The following is a 20,285-nucleotide window of genomic DNA, read 5'->3' as shown; positions in this document are numbered from 1 at the left end:
ACGTGGGATCCGTTGACAAGTCAACACCGATTCGTGAGTCTGGTCACTGACGGACGACGGTGTCCTGCCCCCACCCTCTGCCGACCCGATGAGGTGCCCATGTCCACCACCACCCCGACCGTCCCGACCGCGGACCGCCCCGCAGCGGGCGTCCTCACGGGCACGCCCGTCGTCCCCGGCGTCGTCCTCGGCCCGGTCGTGCGGCCGGCCGGTGCGGTCGTGCTGCCCGCTGAGGCGTTCAACCCGCTGCCCGAGTCTGCGCGTGCAGAGGAGAAGGCGCGGTTCGTCGCGGCGGCCGAGACGGTGGCCGACCGGCTCGCCCAGCGCGCGGCCGCCGCCACCGGGATGACCGCCGAGGTGCTCTCGGCCACCGCCGGCCTCGCCCGCGACCGCGGGCTGCTCGGCGCGGTGGAGCAGCGGATCGACTCCGGGGTCCCCGCCGCGGTGGCCGCCGTCCAGGCCGCGCAGCAGTTCGTCGACGTCTTCAGCTCACTGGGCGGGGTCATGGCCGAGCGGGTGACCGACGTCCGCGACGTCCGCGACCGGGTGGTCGCCGAGCTGACCGGCCAGGGCGAGCCCGGCGTCCCCACCCCCGAGGTGCCCTCGATCCTGCTGGCCGACGACCTGGCCCCCGCCGACACCGCGGGGCTCGACCCGGCGCGGATCGTCGGCCTGGCCACCCGCCTGGGGGGCACCACCAGCCACACCGCGATCATCGCCCGCCAGCTGAACCTGCCCCTGATCGTCGCGGTGGAGGGGCTCGACGCCGTGCCGGCCGGCGTGACCGTGCTGCTCGACGCCGAGGAGGGCGCGCTCACCGTCGACCCCGACCCCCAGGCCGCCGCCGGCCAGCTCGAGGCGGCGCGGCGCGCGGCGGCGGCCCTGGCCGGCTACCAGGGGCCGGCCGCCACCCGTGACGGCGTCCCCGTGCCCGTGCTGGCCAACGTCCAGGACGGCGAGGGCACGCGCCTGGCCATCGCGGCGCACGCCGAGGGCGTCGGGCTCTTCCGCACCGAGCTGTCCTTCCTCGGCCGGGCCGCCGAGCCGACGGTCGAGGAGCAGGCCCGCGGCTACGCCGACGTGTTCGAGGCCGTCGGCAGCCGCCGCGTCGTCCTGCGGACCCTCGACGCGGGCTCGGACAAGCCGCTGGAGTTCGCCACGCCGCCGGAGGAGGCCAACCCGGCCCTCGGCGTCCGCGGGCTGCGCGTGGCCCGGCGCGACCCGGGGCTGCTCGACCGGCAGCTCGACGCCGTCGCCGAGGCGGCCCGCCGCACCGGCGCCTCGCCCTGGGTGATGGCGCCGATGGTGGCCACCGTGGGGGAGGCCGCCGACTTCGCCGCCCGGGTGCGCGCCCGCGGGATGGTGCCCGGCGTCATGGTCGAGGTGCCCTCGGCCGCCCTGCTGGCCGACCGGGTGCTGCAGCACGTCGACTTCCTGTCGATCGGCACCAACGACCTCTCCCAGTACGCCCTGGCCGCCGACCGGCTGTCGGCCGACCTGGCCGACCTCACCGACCCGTGGCAGCCGGCCCTGCTCACGCTCGTGGAGGCCGCGGCGAGCGCCGGCCGGCGTGCGGGCAAGCCGGTGGGCGTCTGCGGCGAGGCCGCCGCCGACCCGCTGCTGGCCTGCGTCCTCGTGGGGCTGGGGGTGACCTCGCTGTCCTGCGCCGCCCCGGCCGTCGCCGGTGTCGGGGCCCGGCTGGCCACGGTCGACCTCGCCGCCTGCCAGGAGGCCGCGGCGGCGGCGCTGGCCGCCGACGACCCGCGGGCCGGCCGCGCCGCGGCGCGCGCCGTCCTCGTCCGCGGCTGAGGGACGGGCCGGTCTCACCCCGGCGGACCGAAGGATCGTCGGGGTGAGACCGGTCTCGTCCTGCGCATCATCGGAACACCGGCCTCTGCGCCTGCATTGTTGAGAGTGCACGGATCAGCAGCACCGCAGAGGAGACGACGGACATGAACAGCGGGACCACCTGGCGGCAGCGGCGGCAGGCGGCTCGGACGCGGCGGGCCCTCGACCGGGCCCTCGCGCGCACCAGCAGCCCGGCGATGCGCGACGAGCTGCTCACGATGGCCGATCGCGGCTTCTGAACCACGGCGTCGGAGGGCGGACCTCGCCGTCCGCCACCGCACGCAGCCCGCGGCGTCCTCTCCCCGGGGAGGCCGCCGCGCTGGGCGCACTCGCACGGCCCCGGTCCGCACCCGCTGACCGGGGCCGACCGCTGTCCGGGGCCGACTGCGGGCCCGATCGCTCTCCGGGGTGCCGGCCCTCGCCGGGCCGTCCTCCCTCACTGCAGCGCGTCCTCCCTCACCGTGGGCGGTCAGGGAGGACGCGCCATGATCAGGTCACCTGATCCTCGCCCCACCCCCGGTCCCCCGATCGGGGCAGGCGGCTCAACCCGGCACCGGAGTGTGCCGATGACCCCGCCGTGAGTGGAGTACGCCCGGGGGCCGACCCCCGTCCCGACGCCGACGGGGGATCCCGGTGACCGTGGCAGCCGCGGAGCCGCGGGAGACCTCCGGGGTCACCACGGCGCTGCTCATGAGCTACCTCAGGGAGCACGGCGGGGACGCCGCCGTCGCGGAGACCCTGCGCCGGGCCGGTGTGCCGTTCACCGCCGCCGAGCTGTCTGAACCGGCCACCTGGACCGGCTACGACACGCGCGTCCGGCTGTTCGCCGCGGCCACCGAGGTGCTGGGCGACCCCGACGCCATGTTCCGCATGGGCGCGGAGTCGCTGCGCAACGGCATGAACGCCACCGTGGTGCTGCTCGTGCGCGCCATGGGCTCGCCCCGGCAGGTCTACGCCCGGCTGCCGCGCGCGGTGGCCAACTTCAGCACCACGTCCACGATGACGGTGCTGTCGTCCGACGCCACCTCGGCGACGATCCGCTACGAGCTGCACGACGGGTACGTCCACTCGCGGCTGGACTGCGACTACGCCCGCGGCCTCATCAGCATGGTCCCCACGATCTTCGGCCTGGCGCCGGCGCGGGTCGTGCACGAGGAGTGCGAGTCCTCCGGCGCGGAGGCCTGCGTGTACCACCTGTCCTGGGACCGCCGGCTGCGGCCGTGGCGCCGCCGGGGCGCGCCGGCCGCCGACCCGGAGATCACCGCCCTGCGCAGCCAGGTCCGCAGCCTGCAGTCCGCCGCCACCGACCTCGTCGAGGGGGGCGACCTGCAGACGGTGCTCCCGCGCATCGTCGAGCGGGCCGCCGCGGCCGTCCTGGCCCCGGCCTACCTGCTCGCCGTCTCGGCGCCGCAGGGCGGCGCACCCCTGGTGCACAGCTCCGGCCTGCCGGCCGGTGACGTCCCGGCCCTGGCCGCCCGGCTGCTCGCCGGGGACGACCTGGGTCCGGGTGCCGTCGTGGTCGACGTCCGGTCGGCGCGGCGGACCCACGGCCGGCTGGCCGCCCTGGGGCGGGCCGGCGACGGTGGGCTCGGCGACGAGCGGGCCATGCTGGCCGCCTACGCCGGCCACGCCGCGGCCGCGCTGGACCTGGTGATGGTCCTCGAGAGCAGCCGCATGGAGGCCCGCCGGGCGGGCGCGCTGCTCGAGCTGGCCCACGGGCTGGCCCGGGCGACCGACGTCAACGGGATCTGCCGGACCGTGGCCGAGGCGCTGCCGAGCGTCGTCGGCTGCAGCAACGCCTCTGTCATGCTGTGGGACCCGGCCGCCGCGACCCTCGCCACGGCTGCCTCGACCGGGCTGCCCCGGGAGCAGGAGGCGGTCATGTACGCCACCGCGCTGCGCGCCGAGGACGTGCCCGAGCTGTTCGGCATGCTCACCGACCGCGAGCCGCGCGCGCTCAGCGCCACCGGCAGCAGCGGCCCCCTGCGCGACCTGCTGTCGACCCTCGGGCTGACCGACGCGGTCGCCGTCCCGCTGCTGGCCGGCGCCACCTTCCTCGGGGTCGTGACGGCCGGCTGGTCGCAGGGGGAGGTCAGCGGCGCCGCGGACGCCGACGTCCTGGCCCGCCTGAGCGGGGTCGGCGACCAGGCCTCCACCGCGCTGCAGAAGGCGCGGCTGCTGGAGACCGTCCGGCACCAGGCCACCCACGACTCGCTTACCGGATTGCCCAACCGGGCGCTGTTCCGGGAGCGGCTGGCCGCCGCGATCGCCGCGACCCCGGCGACCGGCTCGGTCGGTGTCCTCTTCTGCGACCTCAACCGGTTCAAGGCGGTCAACGACACCTTCGGCCACGCGGCCGGCGACGAGCTCCTGCGCCAGGTGTCGGCGCGCCTGCGGGCGGCGATCCGGCCCGGCGACACCGTCGGGCGGCTCAGCGGCGACGAGTTCGCGGTGCTGCTGCCCCGGCTGGCCGACCCGCTCGACGCCGACGGCGTGGTCGCCCGCGTGGACGCGGCCTTCGCCGAGTCGTTCCGGCTGGACGGGATCCCCGTCGACGTCGGCACCAGCACCGGGGTCGCGGTCCACACCGGCGAGGCCGGTGACTCCTCCGCGGTGGCCGAGCAGCTGCTGCGTGACGCCGACGCCGCCATGTACCTGCACAAGCACCGCGACCGACCGCCGGCCCCCGAACCGCGCCGGGCCACCTGACCGGCCCCTCCGGCCCCGCCCGGCCCCGAGCGTGCGAGGGGTGGGAGGACGGGGTCCTCCGTCAGTCCCGCAGGCGGGCGCGCAACCGTGCCTGCTCGTCGGCGCCGAAGCCGTGCTCCGCCAGCCAGCCGAGCGGGCCACCGTGGCGCTCGTGCAGCAGCTCGAGCACCCGCCGCATCGTCTCCGCGCGCGGGGTGTGGCTCGCCACGTCGCGGCGGGTCATGTCCTCGGCGTAGGTCGGGGAGCTCCGGAGCTTGGCCACCAGCGCGTCGATGACCTCGGCGGTCATCGCGTAGTCGGCGACGATCTCCTCGTCGGGCACCCCGGCCACGGCCAGGGCGAACATCACCACGACGCCCGTGCGGTCCTTGCCCGCCGCGCAGTGCACGACCGCTGCGCCGTCGCCCCCGGCCGCCAGCGCCCGCACCGCCGCCACGACGTTCTCCGGCCGGTGGTGCAGGTAGCCGAGGTAGGCCCGCACCGCGGGCGGCTCGACCTCGTCGGCCTCCGTCGTCTGCCGCGGGAGGACCGTCTCGGCCCAGTCGGCGGGCAGGTCCGGGACCTCGTCCTCCTCCACGGCGAACACGTCGGTGTGCTTCCCGCGCTCGGGCAGCAGGGTGAAGTGCCGGTGGGTGACGCCCTCCACCGCCCGCAGCGGGCCGCGCCCCTCGAGCAGCACCTCCGCGGTCGTGCGCAGGTCGACGACGTCGGTCAGCCGCACCTCCTCGGCCAGCCGGCGGACGTCGTCGTCGCTGAGCGTCTGCAGGTTGTCGCTGCGCAACACCCGGCCGAACGCCGTCGTGCCGCCGTCGGTGGTCGGCAGGCCGCCCAGGTCGCGGGTGTTGGTGGTCCCGTCGAGGCGCAGCCAGCGCTCGGAGCGCACGGAGGTCACCCCCCGACGTTACGGCGGGCGCCGTCGTCGTGTGGTCGTCACCCACACCTCCCGGTGCGGCTGTGGTGATCACCGCCATGGGCAGTACCAGGCAGTATCTCTAGCGTGTGGTGCAGACCACTCCGGACGACGTCGTCCGGAGTGCCCCGTGCACCGCCGCACACCTGAGGAGCCCGCCATGTCGCGTCCCCGTCCCCGGACCGCCGTCCTCGCCACGGGGGCCGCGCTGGCCCTGTCGGTGGCCGCCTGCGGCAGCCCCACCGCCACGAGCTCGGGGAGCGGCGACGACGGCGGCGGGGAGTCCCCGGTCCAGGTGGGGCTGGTCTACTCGGCCTCCGGGCCGCTGGCGACCTACGGCGAGCAGTACCTGCAGGGCTTCCAGGCCGGCCTCGACTACGCCACCGACGGCACCGGCGAGGTCGACGGGCGGCGCGTCGAGGTGGTCGAGCGCGACGACGCCGGCGACCCGGCCAAGGCCGTCGCCGAGGCCACCGACCTCATCGGCCAGGGCGTGCAGGTGCTCGCCGGCTCGACCGCCTCCGGCGTGGCCACCCAGGTGGCGCCGCTGGCCGAGCAGAACGACGTCCTGTTCATCTCCGGGTCCGCCGCCACCGACGCGATCACCGGCGTCAACGACAACACCTTCCGGTCGGGCCGGCAGACCTACCAGGACATCCTCACCGCGCAGTCGTTCATCGGCGACGCGCAGGGCAAGGACGTGCTGGTCTTCGCCCAGGACAGCGCCTTCGGGCAGGCCAACGTCGCCGCCGTCACCGCCGTCCTCGGCGGCGGTGGCGCGACCGTCACCCCGCTGCTGGTCCCGGCGAGCGCCACCGATCTCACCCCCTTCGCCTCGCAGGCCCGCGACGCGGGCGCCGACCTGGTCTTCGTCGCCTGGGCCGGCGAGACCGCCCCGGCGATGTGGCAGGCCATGGGCCAGCAGGGCGTCCTCGACTCCACGACGGTGGTCACCGGTCTCGACATCCGCGCCAGCTACGCCACCTACGGCGCCCAGGCCACCCAGATCGACTACCTGTCGCACTACTTCCCCGAGGCCGTCGACAACGAGGTCAGCCAGGCGATGACCGAGCGGGTGGAGGCCGACGGCGGACAGATCGACCTGTTCACCCCCGACGGCTTCACCGCCGCGCAGATGGTCGTGCACGCGCTCCAGGAGGGCGGGGACGACGTCGGCGCGATGGTCGACTCCCTCGAGGGCTGGACCTTCGACGGCGTCAAGGGCGAGCTGACCATCCGCGAGGAGGACCACGCCCTGCTGCAGCCGATGTTCCAGGCGCGCCTGGAGGAGCGGGACGGCGAGCTCGTGCCGGTCCTCGTCGACACGCTCGACCCGGAGTCCGTCGCCCCGCCGGTCGCCACCTCCTGACGACCGCCGCCACGACCACCACCACGACGACGCACCCCGAGGACCAGCCGTGGGCAGCACCCTCGCCGCCGGCGCCGCGCCGGCCGCCCGCCCCGCGGGCGGGCCGGTGCTCCAGGTGGCCGGCCTGACCTGCGCCATCGGCGGCGCGGTGATCGTGTCCGACGTCGGCTTCGACGTGGCCCCCGGCGAGTTCGTCGCCGTCATCGGCCCCAACGGGGCGGGCAAGACCTCGCTGTTCAACCTGCTGTCGGGGCTGCTCCCGGCGACGGGCGGGACGGTCACCCTCGACGGCACCGACATCACCTCGGCGAGCCCGGCGGCGCGGGCCCGCCGGGGCCTGGGCCGCACCTTCCAGGCCTCGTCGGTGTTCGCGGGCCTCGGCGTCCGGGAGAACGTGCGGCTGGCCGCGCAGGCCCGCCTGGGCGGCAGCCTGCGGCCGTGGCAGCGGGTGCGGGCCGGCGACCGGGCGTACGAGGTGGCCGACCGGGCGCTGACCCGTGTGGGCCTGGCCCGGCGCGGCGACGCCCTGGCCGGGGCCCTCTCCCACGGCGACAAGCGCAAGCTGGAGCTGGCGATCCTGCTGGCCACCGACCCGGCGGTCGTGCTGCTCGACGAGCCGATGGCCGGGGTGAGCATCGAGGACGTCGCCGGCCTGACCGAGGTCATCGCCGACGTGCACCGCGAGGAGGGCCGGACCGTCCTCATGGTCGAGCACCACATGGACGTCCTGCTGGGCCTGGCCGACCGGGTCGCGGTCATGCACCACGGCTCGCTGCTCGCGCTGGACACCCCGGCGAGGGTGACCGCCGACCCCGCCGTCCAGGAGGCCTACCTGGGGGACCAGCTGTGAGCGCCGAGCGCCCGGTGCTGCTGCGCATGCAGGACGTGCACGTCCGCCTGTCGGGCAGCCACGTCCTGCAGGGGGTCGACCTCACCGTCCGCCGCGGGGGCGTCACCGCCCTGCTGGGCCGCAACGGCGCCGGCAAGACGACGACGGTCCGGTCGGTGCTCGGGCTGGTGTCCTCCACCGGCACGATCGAGCTCACCGACCCGGGCGGCCGCGTGCACCGGCTCTCGGGTCGGCGCACCCACGACGTCGTCCGGCTGGGCGTCGGCTACGCCCCCGAGGACCGGGAGGTCTTCGGCGGGCTCACCGTGGCGGAGAACCTCACGCTGGCCGAGCGGCGCGACTCCGCCCACCACCGCGACCGGGTGTACGAGCTGTTCCCCGAGCTCGCGCAGCGCAGCAGGCAGCTGGCCGGGACGCTCTCGGGCGGCCAGCAGCAGATGGTCGCCATCGCCCGGCTGCTGCTCAACGACAACCAGCTGCTGCTGGTCGACGAGCCGACCAAGGGCCTGGCGCCGCTGCTGGTGGCCGAGGTCGCCGAGGTGCTCGCCCGCGCCGCCGAGGAGGTGACGGTGCTGCTCGTCGAGCAGAACCTGTCCGTGGTGCGCCGGATGGCCACCGACGCCGTCGTCGTCGACCAGGGCCGGGTGGCCTGGTCCGGCCCGGCCCCCGACCTGCTCGCCGACGCCGACCGCGCCCGCGAGCTGCTCGGCGTCGCCACGAGCGGGACGACGCACGCGGCGGGCGAGCCGGCGAGCCCACCGGAGACAGGGCCACGGGTGCGCGTCCACCGGACGAGCGCCGGCGAGGCCGGCGCATGAGCACCGTCGTGCTGCTGGCCGTGACGGGCCTGGGCCTGGCGGCGCTGTACTTCCTCGTCGCCTCCGGCCTCTCGCTGATCTTCGGGCTGATGGGCGTGCTCAACTTCGCCCACGGCGCCTTCCTCACCATCGGCGCCTACGGCACCTGGTGGGCGGCGGGGAACCTGCCCGGCGCCGGCGGGAGCGGCTGGGGGTTCGTCCTCGCCGTGGCCTTCGGCGTCGCGGTGGGCACGCTGGTCGCCGCGCTGGTGGAGCTGGCGCTCATCCGCCCGCTCTACGAGCGGCACATCGAGCAGGTGCTGGTCACCGTCGGGCTCAGCCTGGCGCTGGTGGCGCTCGTCCGGGCCGTCTGGGGCGCCGACCCGCGGCCCTTCCCCGCGCCGGCGTGGGCGGAGGACACGACGTCGATCCTGGGCGCCAGCGTGCCCAACGACCGCTTCCTGCTGGTCGGCAGCGCCGTCGTCGTGCTGCTGGCGGTGCTGGCCTTCCTCCGGTTCACCCGCTTCGGCCTGGTCATCCGGGCCGGCGTGGAGAACCGGTCGATGGTCACCGCGCTGGGCATCGACGTCCGGCGGGCGTTCACGCTGGTCTTCGCGCTCGGCGGGGCGTTCGCCGCCCTGGCCGGCGCGCTCGGCGGGGTCTACCTGGGGTCGATCTCCCCGGGGCAGGGCACGTCCCTGCTGATCTTCGCCTTCATCGTCGTCGTCATCGGCGGGATGAGCTCGATCACCGGCGCGGCCGTCGCCGCCGTCCTGGTCGGGCTCGTGCAGCAGTTCGCCAACTACTACGCGGCCAGCGGGGTGGGTGACCTGTCGGTCGTCCTGCTGCTCGCCGTCGTCCTGCTGACCCGCCCCGGTGGGCTGACTGCGAGGGTGGCATGAGCCGGAAGCTGACGCGGCTCGCGCCGCTGGTGGTCCTGGTCGTCCTGGCGGTCCTGCCGTTCTCGACGCTGCAGGTCCCGGTCCTGTTCGACGGCGTCCTCAACGGCCCCGGCACCCTGCAGCTGCTCGCGCTGTGCCTGGTCTTCGGCGGGGTCGCGCTCTCTTACGACCTGCTGTTCGGGTTCACCGGGCTGCTCTCGTTCGGCCACGCCCTCTACTTCGCCGCCGGCACCTACGTGGCCAACCTGGCGCTCACCGAGCTCGGCTGGGGCCTGGGGGCGGCGCTGGCGCTGACCACCGCCGTGGGCGTCGTGCTGCCGCTGCTGGTGGGCGCCGTGGCGCTGCGGGTGTCGGGCATCGCCTTCTCGATGGTCACGCTGGCCATCGCGCAGGTCGGGTCGATCGTCGTCCTGCGCGACCCCGGCGGCCTGACCGGTGGCGAGGAGGGCCTGGCGCTCGACCGCGGCAACGTCCCCGACGTCTTCGTCGGCGTGCTCAACACGGTGAACCTGTACTGGCTGGCGCTGGCCTACCTCGCCGTCGTCTACGCCGTCGTGGCGTGGGTGACTGGTTCGCGCGCCGGTCGGGTGTGGCAGGCGATCCGGGAGAACGAGCGCCGCGTCGAGGTGCTGGGCCTGCGGCCCTACGACTTCAAGCTGGTCGTCTTCGTCCTGGCCGGGCTGCTGGCCGCCCTCGGCGGGGTGGTGCACCTGCTGCTGCTGGGCGGCTCCACGCCGCGCACCACCACCGCCGACTTCACCCTCGGCCTGCTGGTCATGGTGGTGCTCGGCGGCGCCGGCAGCCGGTGGGGCGCCGTCGTGGGCGGGGTGCTCTACACCTACCTCGACAGCCGCCTCACCGACCTGGCCTCCTCGCCGGCCGTGCAGGACCTGCCCGCGTGGCTGCGGGTGCCGCTCTCCGAACCGCTGTTCCTGCTGGGCTCGCTGTTCGTGCTGGTCGTCTTCTTCGTGCCGGGCGGCATCGCCGGGGTCGTCGCGCGGCTCCGCGAGCGGCGTGCCGGACGGCGTCCCGCGGCCCCCACGGGCGGGGAGACCCCGGCGCCGGGCCGGGTGGTCGAGCAGCTGCGCGAGACGGCGGCCCGCGGGGTGGGCGCCGGCGCCGGCCCCCGCGACGGCGTCTGACCGCGGGGGCCGCGCCACGATCAGGGGACCTGATCATCGCGCGTCCTCCCTCACCGCCCACCGTGAGGGAGGACGCGCTGCGGTGCGGGAGGACGCTCCGGCAGTGCCCGCGTCAGCCCAGCAGGGCGTCGCAGACCTCGAGCAGCCGGGAGCGCAGTTCGGCGCCGCGCCGGGCGAACCCCCGCTGGGCGGCCACGTACTCGGCCCTGCCCTCCGCCGTCTCGATCGGCACCGGCGCGTAGCCGCGGTCGCGCAGGTCGTACGGGGAGGCGCGCATGTCCAGCTCGCGCACCTGCACGGCCAGGGCGAAGCAGTCGGTGACCAGCTCGCCGGGGACGGCGGGGCCGAGCTTGTAGGCCCACTTGTACAGGTCCATCGTGGCGTGCAGGCACCCCGGCTGCTCCATGGCGACCTGCGTCTCGCGGGTCGGCTGCAGCCGGTTGAGGCCGACGGCGTCCGGGGTGAAGAAGCGGAACGCGTCGTGGTGGGTGCACCGGATCTGCGCGGCTCGACGACGGCGTCGGTGCCCGCCTGCCCGAGCCGCAGCGGGACGGCGTGCCGGCGCTCCCCGGCCCGGTAGACCATCGCCCACTCGTGCAGCCCGAAGCACCCGGTCGCCGCCGGCCGCGACGCGGTCGCCGCCAGCAGGTCGCGGACGAACCGCACCGTGTCCCCGCGGTCGGTGAGGAGGGCCGCGACGTCGAGCCGCACCGTCCCGTCGTCCCCGGTCGCGTACCAGCGCCACCCCGCGTGGGGCGCCGGACCCTCCGGCGTCGGCGCCAAGGCGACGCCGACGCCGGGGTGCCAGCGGCGCAGCCGGCCGGGGGCGTGCGAGTAGTAGGTGAACAGGAAGTCGAGCACCGGGTGCGTCTCGCCGCGGCGCCGGCGCTCCCGGTGCGGCGCCGTCCACCGCTCGACCCGCGCCTCGTGGGCCGCGGCCCGCGCCGACCACTCCGCCGCGGACACGCGGGGCAGGACGGCGGTCACCGCACCAGCGTAGGAGCCGCTCACACCCCGTCGGCGGTGGTGAGCCGGTGCAGCCGCAGCGCCAGCTGCACCTCCAGCGCCCGCTCGGGAGCCGACCAGTCGCGCCCGAGCAGCCGGCCCACCCGGTCGAGCCGCTGGGTGACGGTGTTGACGTGCACGCCCAGCACCTCGGCGGCCCGGGCGGGGGAGCCGCCGGTGTCGAACCAGGCGCGCAGGGTGGCCACCAGGTCGGTGCCGCGGCGCGCGTCGTACTCGAGCACCGGCGCGAGCGTCGCGGTGACGAACCCCGGCACGTCGCGGCCCTCGCCCACCAGCAGGCCGACGAAGCCGAGCTCGTCGGCGCTGGCCGACTGCCCCGCGCGCCCCAGCGCCTCCAGCGTCGAGGCGCACCGCCCCGCCTCCGCGCAGGCGTCGGCCACCGCGGCCGGGCCGTGCACCGGGCCGGCGCCCCCGGCGGTCACCGGCCGCACGGCCGCGGCGGTGAGCTCCCGGCACGCCAGCGCCGCCGCCTCCCCCGCGGCCAGGTCGGGCAGGCAGAGGACGACGCGGCCGTCGCGCTGCCCGGCCAGGCCGGCGCGCGTGGCGGCCAGGTGCGCCGCGGCGGCCAGCGCCCGGCCGCGCGAGCGCTCCTCGACGCGGACGACGACGACCGACAGCGGCCGGTCGAGGTCGGCACCGAGCCGGCGGGCCCGCTCGCGCAGCCCGTCGGGGTCGCGCAGCGGCGCGGTGAGCAGCTCGTCGAGCAGCTCGCCGCGCACCCGGCCCTCCGCCTCGCCGGCGGTGCGCCGGATGAGCAGGAGCAGGGCGGTCACCAGCGCGGCGCGCTCGAGGATCCGCTGGTCGGAGTCGGCCAGCTCGTCGGCCCGCTGCAGCACCAGGCCGCCGAGCAGGTCGCTGCCCACCGTGACCGCGGCCGTCCACCACTCGCCGTCGCGCACGGTCCGACCGGTGGCGCGGGCCAGCGCCAGGGCCCCGGCCGGGTCGGGCGGGAGGGCGGCGCCGTCGTCGTCCCCACCGGTGGGCCGGCCCTCCTCGTCGAGCACGGTGATCCGGCCGCCCAGCGCCTCGGTCACGGCCGCGGCGACGTCCTCGACGCCGCCGCCGCGCAGGACGACGTCGATGAACCGGTCGTGCGCCCCCGCCGCCCGCTCCACCGACTCGGTGTGCGCCCGCATCGCCCGCGTGGCCGCCGAGAGCTCCTCCAGCGCCGTGCGCGTCTCCTCCAGCAGCCGCGCGTTGTCGATGGCGATCGCCGCGTGCGCGGCCAGCGAGCCCAGCAGGGACACCTCGGAGCGGTCGAAGGTCCGCTCGGTGCGGTCGGCGGCGTAGAGGACGCCGATCACCTGCGACCCGCGGATCAGCGGGACGCCGAGGATGGCGACCAGACCCTCCTCGTGGACGCCGCCGTTGATGTCGTCGGTGTGCCGGAACCGCGGATCGGTGAAGTAGCTCGCCGTCGCGTAGGGCGCCGCCGTCTGCGCCACCAGGCCGCCCAGGCCCGCGCCCATGGGCAGCCGCAGCGCCTGGAACCGCGCCGACACCGAGCCGTCGGTGACCCGCATGTAGGTGTCGCCGCGGGCGTCGTCGTTGAGGGTCAGGTAGGAGACGTCGGTGCCCAGCAGCTGCCGGGCGCGGCGGACGATCGCGGTGAGCACCGAGTCGACGCCGCGCAGCGTCGCCAGGTCGCTGGCGGTGTCGAACAGCGCCGAGAGCTCGGACTCGCGACGGCGGCGGGCGGCGAAGGCGGCGCGCACCTGCAGCGCCAGCAGCCGGACGTCCTCCAGCTCGGCAAGCGTGCCGGCGTCGGCGCCCGCGGCCCGGGCGCGCACCAGCGGCCCCTCGTACTCGATGGCGGCGGCGTCGTCGAGGACCAGCCGCAGGTACTCCGCGGCCGCCGACGTCACCCGTGGCGCACGGCCGGACCCGTCGACGGTGAGCGCCGCGGTCCGTACCAGGGCCGGCACCCTGCCCGGTGCCGGCCCCCGGGAGGGCTCTGCCGCCGGCCCCCGGGTGGTCCGGGGCAGGTGGTCGGCCATCAGTGGGCGGTCCAGCCGCCGTCCATGACCAGCGAGGTGCCCGTGACCGAGGTGGCCGCCGGCGAGCAGAGCCACGCGACGGCGTCGGCGACCTCGGCCGGCTCGATCAGCCGCTTGAGCGCCGCCGGCGCGAGCATCACCTGCTCGACGACCTCCTCCTCGGAGATGCCGTGGCTGCGGGCCTGGTCGGCGATCTGCCCCTCGACCAGCGGCGTGCGCACGTACGCGGGGTTGACGCAGTTGGAGGTGACCCCGTGGGGGGCGCCCTCCAGCGCGACCACCTTGGACAGGCCCTCGAGCCCGTGCTTGGCGGTGACGTAGGCGACCTTGTAGGCCGACGCCCGCAGCCCGTGCACCGAGCTGACGTTGACCACGCGGCCCCAGCCCCGGCCGTACATGTGCGGGAGCGCGCGGCGGACCAGGCGGAACGGTGCCTCGACCATCAGCCGCTGGATGGCCGCGAACACCTCGACGGGGAACTCGTGCACCGGCGCGACGTGCTGGAAGCCGGCGTTGTTGACCAGCACGTCGACGTCGACGTCGATCGCGTCGACGGCGGCGAGGTCGGAGAGGTCGACCGTCAGCGGCGTGCCCCCGACGCTGCGCGCCACGTCCTCGGCGGCCGCGCCGTCCCGGTCGACGACGACCACCTCCGCGCCGGCCTCCGCCAGCCGTGCGGCCACCGCCCGGCCGATGCCGGAGCCGCCACCGGTCACCATCGCCCGCCGACCCTCGAGGTCCTTCGTGCTCATGGCCGTGACGGTAGGCCGTGGTGTGCGCCACTCCCACGGCGCCGGACCACACAGCTCCGAGCCGGTGGGTGGCGTGCTGCCACATGACGCTGCGCCGGTCACGACCCGTGGCCGACCTGTCTCACCGCGTCGATGACATGGGGTGGGCACACATGGACCGGGTGAGAGGTCTGGCCTGGCGCACATGGGACCGGCTCAGGATCGTCCCTAACGTCAGGCACCGCCCGGACTCCCTCGTCCCTCAGGAGACCCGCATGACCGCACCCTCTCCGGTGCCCCGCCAGCGAGGGCACTTCGGCCGCGTCGTCGGCGCCAGCATCATCGGCACCACCGTCGAGTGGTACGACTTCTTCCTCTACGGCTCGGCCGCCGCGCTGGTCTTCGGACCACTGTTCTTCCCGGACCAGGACGACTTCGTCGGCGTCCTCGCCGCCTTCGCCACCTACGCCATCGGGTTCGCCGCGCGCCCGATCGGCGGCCTGGTCTTCGGCCACTTCGGTGACCGGATCGGCCGCAAGAAGCTGCTGGTCATCTCGCTGCTCATGATGGGCGGTGCCACGTTCGCCATCGGCCTGCTGCCCACCTACGCCACGGTCGGCGTGCTCGCCCCGATCCTGCTGATCGCCCTCCGGCTGGTCCAGGGGTTCGCCCTCGGCGGCGAGTGGGGTGGCGCGGTGCTCATCGTGTCCGAGCACGGCAGGCCGGAGCACCGCGGCTTCTGGGCGTCCTGGCCGCAGGCCGGCGCGCCCGCCGGCCAGCTGATCTCGACCGGTGTGCTGGCGGTCCTGGCCGCGTTCCAGTCCGACGAGGCGTTCGCCGCCTGGGGCTGGCGGATCCCGTTCCTGCTGTCCGCGGTGCTCATCCTCGTCGGGCTGTGGGTCCGGCTGGCCGTCTCGGAGTCCCCGGTCTTCCTCGAGGCACAGCGTCTCGCCGAGGAGAAGGCCCGGCAGACCGGCGCGGTCGAGAAGGCCCCCATCGTCACGGTGCTCACCCGCTACAAGCGGGAGGTGCTAGTGGCCATGGGTGCCCGCATCGCCGAGAACGTCGCCTACTACGTCGTCACCGCGTTCAGCCTCACCTACCTGACGCGGGTGCTCGGCCTGGAGACCTCGTTCGCGCTCAACGCGGTGCTCATCGCCGCCGCCGTCCACCTGGTGACCATCCCGCTGTGGGGGGCGCTGTCGGACCGCATCGGGCGCCGGCCGGTCTACCTGTTCGGTGCGGTCGGCGTCGGGGTGTGGGGTTTCGTGTTCTTCGCCCTGCTCGACACCGGGAGCTTCGCCCTCGTGGTCGTGGCGATCACCGTGGGACTGCTCTTCCACGGCGCCATGTACGGCCCGCAGGCGGCGTTCCTCTCCGAGCTGTTCGGCACCAAGGCCCGCTACTCGGGCGTCTCGGTCGGGTACCAGCTCGCCTCGGTGGTCGCCGGCGCCCCCGCGCCGCTGATCGCGGTGGCGCTGCTCGGCAGCTTCACCGACCCCAACGCGACGGCGGTGGCGGTGTACCTCGCCGTCTGCGCCGTGATCACGTTGGTCGCCGTCCTGTCCTACGGGGAGACCCGCACCCGCGACCTGGCCGCGGACCAGGCGGTCGCCGTCCGGGAGGGCCGGTCGCGCTCGTCGGTGTGAGGTCGGCTCACAGGCCCCCCGTGACACGTGTCACGGGGGGCCTGTGGCGTCGACAGCGGAAGTCGTGAGGAACGGCACCTGTGCCGGGGCGGGGCCGGCGGGAGCGTGGTCCCGTGCCCGGACGACAGCGGCCGACCCCCGGCCGGCGGGCACGCCGAGGAGGTCCCGCCGTGCACCCGACCCCCACCCTCGCGCCGTTCCCGGCGCCGGCCCCGGCCGACGCGCCCGCCGTCGAGGTGGCCGACCTGCGCCGCCGCTACGGCTCGTTCGAGGCCGTCCGGGGCGTGTCCTTCGAGGTCCGGCCCGGGGAGGTCTTCGCGCTGCTCGGCGTCAACGGTGCCGGCAAGACCTCCGCGCTGGAGGTGGTCGAGGGCCTGGCCGCCGCGTCCGGCGGGACGGTCCGCGTCCTCGGCCACGACCCGCGCCGGGAGAGGTCCGCCGTCCGCCCGTACCTGGGTGTGGTGCTGCAGGCCAGCGGCCTGCCCGGTGACCTGACCGTCGCCGAGACGGTCCGGACGTGGGCGGGCACGCTCACCGCGCCCCGCCCGGCCGGGGAGGCGCTGGCCCAGGTCGGCCTGACCGGACGCGCCGACGTACGGGTGCGCAGCCTCTCCGGCGGCGAGCGCCGCCGCCTGGACCTCGCGACGGCGCTGCTCGGCCGGCCGCGCGTGCTCGTCCTCGACGAGCCGACCACCGGGCTGGACCCGGAGAGCCGCCGCACCGTGTGGGAACTGGTCCGGCGCCTGGTCGACGACGGCGCCGCGGTGCTGCTCACCACCCACCACCTCGAGGAGGCCGAGCAGCTCGCCGACCGCATCGCGATCATGCGCGCCGGGACGATCGTGCTCGACGGCACCCGCGAGGAGATCGCCGCCACCCAGCCGGCCACCGTCCGGTTCGTCCTCGACCCCGCCGCGCCGCGACCGCCGGTGCCCGCGGGCGTCGAGGTCGTCTCCGCCGCCCCACGGGTCGAGTGGCACACCCGCACCCTGCAGCCGGTGCTCGCCGGGCTGCTCGCCTGGGCCGAGCGCTCCGGCGTGCTGCTGCACGGCCTCGAGGCCCGCGCGGCCTCCCTCGAGCAGGCCTTCCTCGCCGTCGCCGACGGCGCCGACCCCTCCTGACCGTCCCTCCCCGAGAGGAGCCCCTCGATGACCACCGCCACCGCAGTCCTCCCGGCCCCCGCCGGCCCCTCCCGCCTGCGCCGGGTCGGCGCCCTCGCCGCCGCCGAGACCCTCCTGCTGCTGCGCAACCGCACCGCCGTCGTGAACTCGGTCCTCTCCCCGCTGCTGCTCGTGGCGCTGGTCCCGCTGTTCGGGGCCGGGGACGCGCCGCTCGGCCCGACCCTGCTGGTCTCCGCGGCCGCCTTCACGCTGGTGTTCCTCACCTACTACAACCTGGTCACCACCTACGTCGCCCGGCGCGAGGCCCTGGTGCTGCAGCGGATGCGCACCGGCGAGCTGGGCGACGGCGAGGTGCTGGCCGGCACCGCCGTGCCGACGCTGCTGGTCACCGCCGTCCAGCTGGTCCTGGTCGCGGCCGGCGTCGTCGTCCTCGGTGAGTGGCGGGCCCCGGTCGACCCCGTCCTGCCGGTGCTCGCGGTGCTGCTCGGGGCGGTGCTGATGGTCGTGCTGGCCACCCTGAGCAGCGTCTACACCCGGACGCCGGAGTCCGCGCAGATCACCACCCTGCCGGTCGTGCTGGGGGCGACGGCGCTGTCCGGGCTGTTCTTCCCGCTGTCCGTGCTGCCCGAGGCGCTGGCCGCCGGCGCCCGGCTGCTGCCCCTCACCCCGGTCGTGGAGCTCGTGCAGCTGGGTCTGACCGGCCGGACGTGGGACGGCGTGGCCGTGGCCGGCGCCGACCTGTGGGGAGCCGCGCTCGTCCCGCTCACCGTCGCGGCCGCGTGGGTCCTGCTCGCCGGGGTGGCCGGCCGGCGGTGGTTCCGCTGGGCGCCGAAGCGCTGAGGCCGGACACCCTGACGCCGCCTGCGGACGACGGTCGGTACGGCAGCATGGGAGCCGTGCCGACCGTCGCGCGCTGGTGGAGCAGCCGCACCGACCCGCAGCGCATCGACCTCTACACCCGCTGGTCGTACTACCTGACGCTGGCGCTGCTGCCCCTGCTGCTGCTCGGGGCGGTGTCACCGGCCTGGGCCGGGGACTCCCCGGAGCCGGCGGTGCTGCTGCTGGTGGTCGCCACGCTGGCCACGACGGCGGCCTGCCTGCTGCTGGCCCGCCAGGGGTTCACCCACCGCGGCGCCGGACCCGACCGCAGGGCGCTGGCGGTCGCCGCGGGCGCCGGCCTGCTCACCGTCGGCACGACCCTGGTCGTGACCGACGGGCCCTCGCCCGCCGTGCCGTGGGCCGCGGGCATGGTGGGCGCGGTCGTGCTCGTGGCGTCCTCGGTCACCGTCCGCACCCGCGGGCTGGTGGCCGGGGCCGCCGTCGTGGGGGTGCTCACGGCGGCCCTCTCGCTCGCCGACGGGAGCCCGGCGCCGGCGGTCGTGACCCTCGGGCTCTCGATCGCCGTGGTGGTGGCCGTCACCGCCGGGGCCTTCCGGTTCACCGTGTGGATCCTCGACGTCGTGCTGGAGATGGAGCGCACCCGCGGTGTGCAGGCCCAGCTCGCGGTCGCCGAGGAGCGGCTGCGCTTCGCCCGCGACCTGCACGACGTCATGGGCCGCAACCTCTCGGCGATCGCGGTGAAGAGCCAGCTGGCCGCCGAGCTGGTGCGCCGCGGGAGGGACGGCGCCGTCGAGGAGCTCGCCGACATCAGCCGAGTGGCCGAGGAGTCGCTGCGCGAGGTGCGCGACGTCGTCCGCGGCTACCGGGGCAGCGACCTGCCCGGTGAGCTGGCCGGTGCGCGCTCGGTGCTGCGGGCCGCCGGCGTGGAGGTCACCGTGCGCGGCGAGGAGGAGGCCGTGACCCTGCCGGAGCCGGTGCAGACGGCGCTGGGCTGGGCGGTGCGCGAGTCGGTGACCAACGTGCTGCGGCACAGCCGCGCGACCTCGTGCACGGTGGAGCTGTCGGCGACCCGCGGCACGGCGGAGCTCCGGGTCGTCAACGACGGGGTCCCGGCGGGGGCGCCGGGCTGGGGCAACGGCCTGGCCGGCCTGGCGGAGCGGCTGGCGGCCGGCGGCGGCCGGCTCTCGGCCGGTCCGGACGGCGACCGGTTCGTCCTCGCCGCGACCGTGCCCGTGCGGGTCCCGGCGTGATCAGGGTGCTGCTCGCCGACGACGAGAACCTCATCCGCTCGGCGCTGGCCGCGCTGCTGGCGCTGGAGGACGACCTCGAGGTCGTGGCCCAGGCGGCCTCCGGCGGCGAGGCGCTGGCCATGGCGCGGGCCCACACCCCCGACGTCGCCGTCCTCGACCTGCAGATGCCCGACCGCGACGGCATCTCCGTCGCCGGCGAGCTGGCCGCCGTGCTGCCCGGCTGCGCGGTGGTCATCGTCACCGGGCACGGGCGGGCCGGGCACCTCAAGCGCGCGCTGGCGGCGGGGGTGCGCGGCTTCCTGCCGAAGACGGTCAGCGCGCCGGTGCTCACCGACGTCGTCCGCACGGTGCACCGCGGCGGGCGCTACGTCGACCCCGAGCTGGCCGCCGAGGCCATCAGCGCCGGCGACAGCCCGCTGACCCCGCGCGAGGCCGACGTCCTGGAGCTGGCGGCCGGCGGGGCGCCGGTCGAGGAGATCGCCGCCCGCGCGCACCTGTCACCGGGCACGGTGCGCAACCACCTGTCGTCGGCCGCGGGCAAGCTCGGTGCGGCCAACCGGCACGCCGCCGTGGAGGTCGCCCGCCGCCACGGCTGGATCTGACGAAGGACCCCCGTGCCCCCCACCGCTCGCAGGCTCGCGGCGGGCCCCTGCACGGGGGCCTGCGCTAGCTGGCCTCGTTGCCGCCGCGGACGACGGAGTCGTCGCGCTGGGCGTCGTCGTCGGTGGTGAGGGTGACGTCGTCCTCCCCGCCGTCCGGGCGGTCCTCCCCCGGGACGCCGTCGACCAGGTTGCTCTCGCTCGGCCCGTCGGTGGTGTCGGGGGACTCGCGGTAACCGCTGCTGTCGGACTCGCTCATCGGTCTGTTCCGCCTCCGGATCGGGGAGTGGGGCCGGGCACCTCGCCGGACGGGCCGTCGGTGCGGGCCCGGGCGACGTCGCTGTCGGCGCGGGCGGGCAGGTCGTCACCCGAGGCGGCGTCCCGCTCGATGGCCTCGTCGGCGGTGAGGGGGACGTCGTCGAAGCTGGACCCGGACCCGGTGCTGCTGTTGTCGCCGGTGCCCGACGCGGTCGGGATGCCCTGCTGGATCCGGTCGCTGCCCTGGGGGTCGCTCACGGGAGCCTCCTGTCCGACGGCATTGTCGG

The 20,285-nt window shown here is 76.0% G+C and carries 19 protein-coding genes; 13 read left to right on the top strand and 6 right to left on the bottom strand.

Annotated elements, in window-relative coordinates:
• Nucleotides 1–99: 99 nt before the first annotated feature.
• The 3 genes from ACU616_RS06725 (at nucleotide 100) to ACU616_RS06715 (ending at nucleotide 4,557) form a co-directional block, all read left to right on the top strand.
• Nucleotides 100–1,809 (top strand): putative PEP-binding protein, encoded by a 1,710-nt coding sequence (locus tag ACU616_RS06725; RefSeq protein ID WP_446757703.1) that lies wholly within the window; start codon nucleotides 100–102, stop codon nucleotides 1,807–1,809.
• 143 nt (nucleotides 1,810–1,952) lie between these two features.
• Nucleotides 1,953–2,087 (top strand): hypothetical protein, encoded by a 135-nt coding sequence (locus tag ACU616_RS06720; protein WP_446757702.1) that lies wholly within the window; start codon nucleotides 1,953–1,955, stop codon nucleotides 2,085–2,087.
• A 394-nt stretch (nucleotides 2,088–2,481) separates the two neighbouring features.
• Nucleotides 2,482–4,557 (top strand): diguanylate cyclase domain-containing protein, encoded by a 2,076-nt coding sequence (locus ACU616_RS06715; RefSeq protein ID WP_446757701.1) that lies wholly within the window; start codon nucleotides 2,482–2,484, stop codon nucleotides 4,555–4,557.
• Nucleotides 4,558–4,618: 61 nt separating this feature from the next.
• Here the strand turns inward: ACU616_RS06715 and ACU616_RS06710 are convergent, their stop codons facing one another.
• Nucleotides 4,619–5,449: a tyrosine-protein phosphatase gene (locus ACU616_RS06710; protein WP_446757700.1), complete on the bottom strand. Its 831-nt coding sequence runs from the start codon at nucleotides 5,447–5,449 to the stop codon at nucleotides 4,619–4,621.
• A 178-nt stretch (nucleotides 5,450–5,627) separates the two neighbouring features.
• On the opposite strand from ACU616_RS06710, the gene ACU616_RS06705 reads away from it, so the two are divergent.
• From ACU616_RS06705 to ACU616_RS06685, 5 genes are read left to right on the top strand one after another with little or no spacing between them, the layout of a single operon-like run.
• Nucleotides 5,628–6,836: a substrate-binding domain-containing protein gene (locus ACU616_RS06705; RefSeq protein WP_446757699.1), complete on the top strand. Its 1,209-nt coding sequence runs from the start codon at nucleotides 5,628–5,630 to the stop codon at nucleotides 6,834–6,836.
• A gap of 49 nt (nucleotides 6,837–6,885) precedes the next feature.
• Nucleotides 6,886–7,686 carry an ABC transporter ATP-binding protein gene (locus ACU616_RS06700; RefSeq protein WP_446757698.1) on the top strand — a complete coding sequence of 267 codons (801 nt, stop codon included), beginning with the start codon at nucleotides 6,886–6,888 and terminating at the stop codon, nucleotides 7,684–7,686.
• Nucleotides 7,683–8,504 (top strand): ABC transporter ATP-binding protein, encoded by an 822-nt coding sequence (locus ACU616_RS06695; protein WP_446757697.1) that lies wholly within the window; start codon nucleotides 7,683–7,685, stop codon nucleotides 8,502–8,504. Before ACU616_RS06700 ends, ACU616_RS06695 begins: the two co-directional genes overlap by 4 nt.
• Nucleotides 8,501–9,385, top strand: coding sequence for a branched-chain amino acid ABC transporter permease (locus ACU616_RS06690; protein ID WP_446757696.1), 885 nt, complete (start codon nucleotides 8,501–8,503; stop codon nucleotides 9,383–9,385). Before ACU616_RS06695 ends, ACU616_RS06690 begins: the two co-directional genes overlap by 4 nt.
• Nucleotides 9,382–10,527, top strand: coding sequence for a branched-chain amino acid ABC transporter permease (locus ACU616_RS06685; protein WP_446757695.1), 1,146 nt, complete (start codon nucleotides 9,382–9,384; stop codon nucleotides 10,525–10,527). The genes ACU616_RS06690 and ACU616_RS06685 overlap by 4 nt, the downstream gene beginning before the upstream one ends.
• Nucleotides 10,528–10,639: 112 nt before the next feature.
• On the opposite strand, the gene ACU616_RS06680 is transcribed toward ACU616_RS06685, so the two are convergent.
• The 3 genes from ACU616_RS06680 to ACU616_RS06670 form a co-directional block, all read right to left on the bottom strand.
• On the bottom strand, nucleotides 10,640–10,933 hold the full coding sequence (locus ACU616_RS06680) for a hypothetical protein (RefSeq protein ID WP_446757694.1): 294 nt from the start codon (nucleotides 10,931–10,933) through the stop codon (nucleotides 10,640–10,642).
• Nucleotides 10,934–11,534: 601 nt separating this feature from the next.
• Complete coding sequence (locus ACU616_RS06675) at nucleotides 11,535–13,478, bottom strand: helix-turn-helix domain-containing protein (protein ID WP_446757693.1); 1,944 nt, start codon at nucleotides 13,476–13,478, stop codon at nucleotides 11,535–11,537.
• A gap of 71 nt (nucleotides 13,479–13,549) precedes the next feature.
• Nucleotides 13,550–14,302, bottom strand: a complete 753-nt coding sequence (locus tag ACU616_RS06670; RefSeq protein ID WP_446757692.1) for a 3-hydroxybutyrate dehydrogenase — start codon at nucleotides 14,300–14,302, stop codon at nucleotides 13,550–13,552.
• 254 nt (nucleotides 14,303–14,556) lie between these two features.
• Here ACU616_RS06670 and ACU616_RS06665 point away from each other — a divergent pair, with 254 nt between their 5' ends.
• The 5 genes from ACU616_RS06665 (at nucleotide 14,557) to ACU616_RS06645 (ending at nucleotide 19,743) form a co-directional block, all read left to right on the top strand.
• The gene (locus tag ACU616_RS06665; RefSeq protein WP_446757691.1) at nucleotides 14,557–15,930 is read left to right on the top strand and encodes an MFS transporter; all 1,374 of its coding nucleotides are present in this window, start codon (nucleotides 14,557–14,559) and stop codon (nucleotides 15,928–15,930) included.
• Between the two features lie 170 nt (nucleotides 15,931–16,100).
• A complete protein-coding gene (locus ACU616_RS06660) occupies nucleotides 16,101–17,051 on the top strand; it encodes an ABC transporter ATP-binding protein (RefSeq protein WP_446757690.1) in 951 nt (316 codons plus the stop codon).
• 27 nt (nucleotides 17,052–17,078) lie between these two features.
• Complete coding sequence (locus tag ACU616_RS06655; protein ID WP_446757689.1) at nucleotides 17,079–17,891, top strand: ABC transporter permease; 813 nt, start codon at nucleotides 17,079–17,081, stop codon at nucleotides 17,889–17,891.
• Between the two features lie 56 nt (nucleotides 17,892–17,947).
• Nucleotides 17,948–19,141, top strand: coding sequence for a sensor histidine kinase (locus tag ACU616_RS06650; RefSeq protein ID WP_446757688.1), 1,194 nt, complete (start codon nucleotides 17,948–17,950; stop codon nucleotides 19,139–19,141).
• Nucleotides 19,138–19,743, top strand: coding sequence for a response regulator (locus tag ACU616_RS06645; protein WP_446757687.1), 606 nt, complete (start codon nucleotides 19,138–19,140; stop codon nucleotides 19,741–19,743). The genes ACU616_RS06650 and ACU616_RS06645 overlap by 4 nt, the downstream gene beginning before the upstream one ends.
• 64 nt (nucleotides 19,744–19,807) lie before the next feature.
• Here the strand turns inward: ACU616_RS06645 and ACU616_RS06640 are convergent, their stop codons facing one another.
• On the bottom strand, nucleotides 19,808–19,999 hold the full coding sequence (locus ACU616_RS06640) for a hypothetical protein (protein WP_446757686.1): 192 nt from the start codon (nucleotides 19,997–19,999) through the stop codon (nucleotides 19,808–19,810).
• Nucleotides 19,996–20,256: a hypothetical protein gene (locus ACU616_RS06635; protein ID WP_446757685.1), complete on the bottom strand. Its 261-nt coding sequence runs from the start codon at nucleotides 20,254–20,256 to the stop codon at nucleotides 19,996–19,998. Before ACU616_RS06635 ends, ACU616_RS06640 begins: the two co-directional genes overlap by 4 nt.
• Between the last annotated feature and the right edge of the window lie 29 nt (nucleotides 20,257–20,285).

The organism is Geodermatophilus sp. URMC 62, from assembly GCF_052931475.1.
The sequence above is the reverse complement of the archived record's forward strand: the minus strand, read 5'-3'. Positions and strand labels throughout refer to the sequence as shown.

What these genes read in the sequence shown, in the direction of transcription:
- ACU616_RS06725 (WP_446757703.1), top strand. Translation starts at nt 100, where the DNA reads ATGTCCACCACCACCCCGACCGTCCCGACCGCGGACCGCCCCGCAGCG.
- ACU616_RS06640 (WP_446757686.1), bottom strand. Translation starts at nt 19,999, where the DNA reads ATGAGCGAGTCCGACAGCAGCGGTTACCGCGAGTCCCCCGACACCACC.
- ACU616_RS06705 (WP_446757699.1), top strand. Translation starts at nt 5,628, where the DNA reads ATGTCGCGTCCCCGTCCCCGGACCGCCGTCCTCGCCACGGGGGCCGCG.
- ACU616_RS06680 (WP_446757694.1), bottom strand. Translation starts at nt 10,933, where the DNA reads ATGGAGCAGCCGGGGTGCCTGCACGCCACGATGGACCTGTACAAGTGG.
- ACU616_RS06690 (WP_446757696.1), top strand. Translation starts at nt 8,501, where the DNA reads ATGAGCACCGTCGTGCTGCTGGCCGTGACGGGCCTGGGCCTGGCGGCG.
- ACU616_RS06665 (WP_446757691.1), top strand. Translation starts at nt 14,557, where the DNA reads ATGACCGCACCCTCTCCGGTGCCCCGCCAGCGAGGGCACTTCGGCCGC.
- ACU616_RS06685 (WP_446757695.1), top strand. Translation starts at nt 9,382, where the DNA reads ATGAGCCGGAAGCTGACGCGGCTCGCGCCGCTGGTGGTCCTGGTCGTC.
- ACU616_RS06670 (WP_446757692.1), bottom strand. Translation starts at nt 14,302, where the DNA reads ATGAGCACGAAGGACCTCGAGGGTCGGCGGGCGATGGTGACCGGTGGC.
- ACU616_RS06655 (WP_446757689.1), top strand. Translation starts at nt 17,079, where the DNA reads ATGACCACCGCCACCGCAGTCCTCCCGGCCCCCGCCGGCCCCTCCCGC.
- ACU616_RS06720 (WP_446757702.1), top strand. Translation starts at nt 1,953, where the DNA reads ATGAACAGCGGGACCACCTGGCGGCAGCGGCGGCAGGCGGCTCGGACG.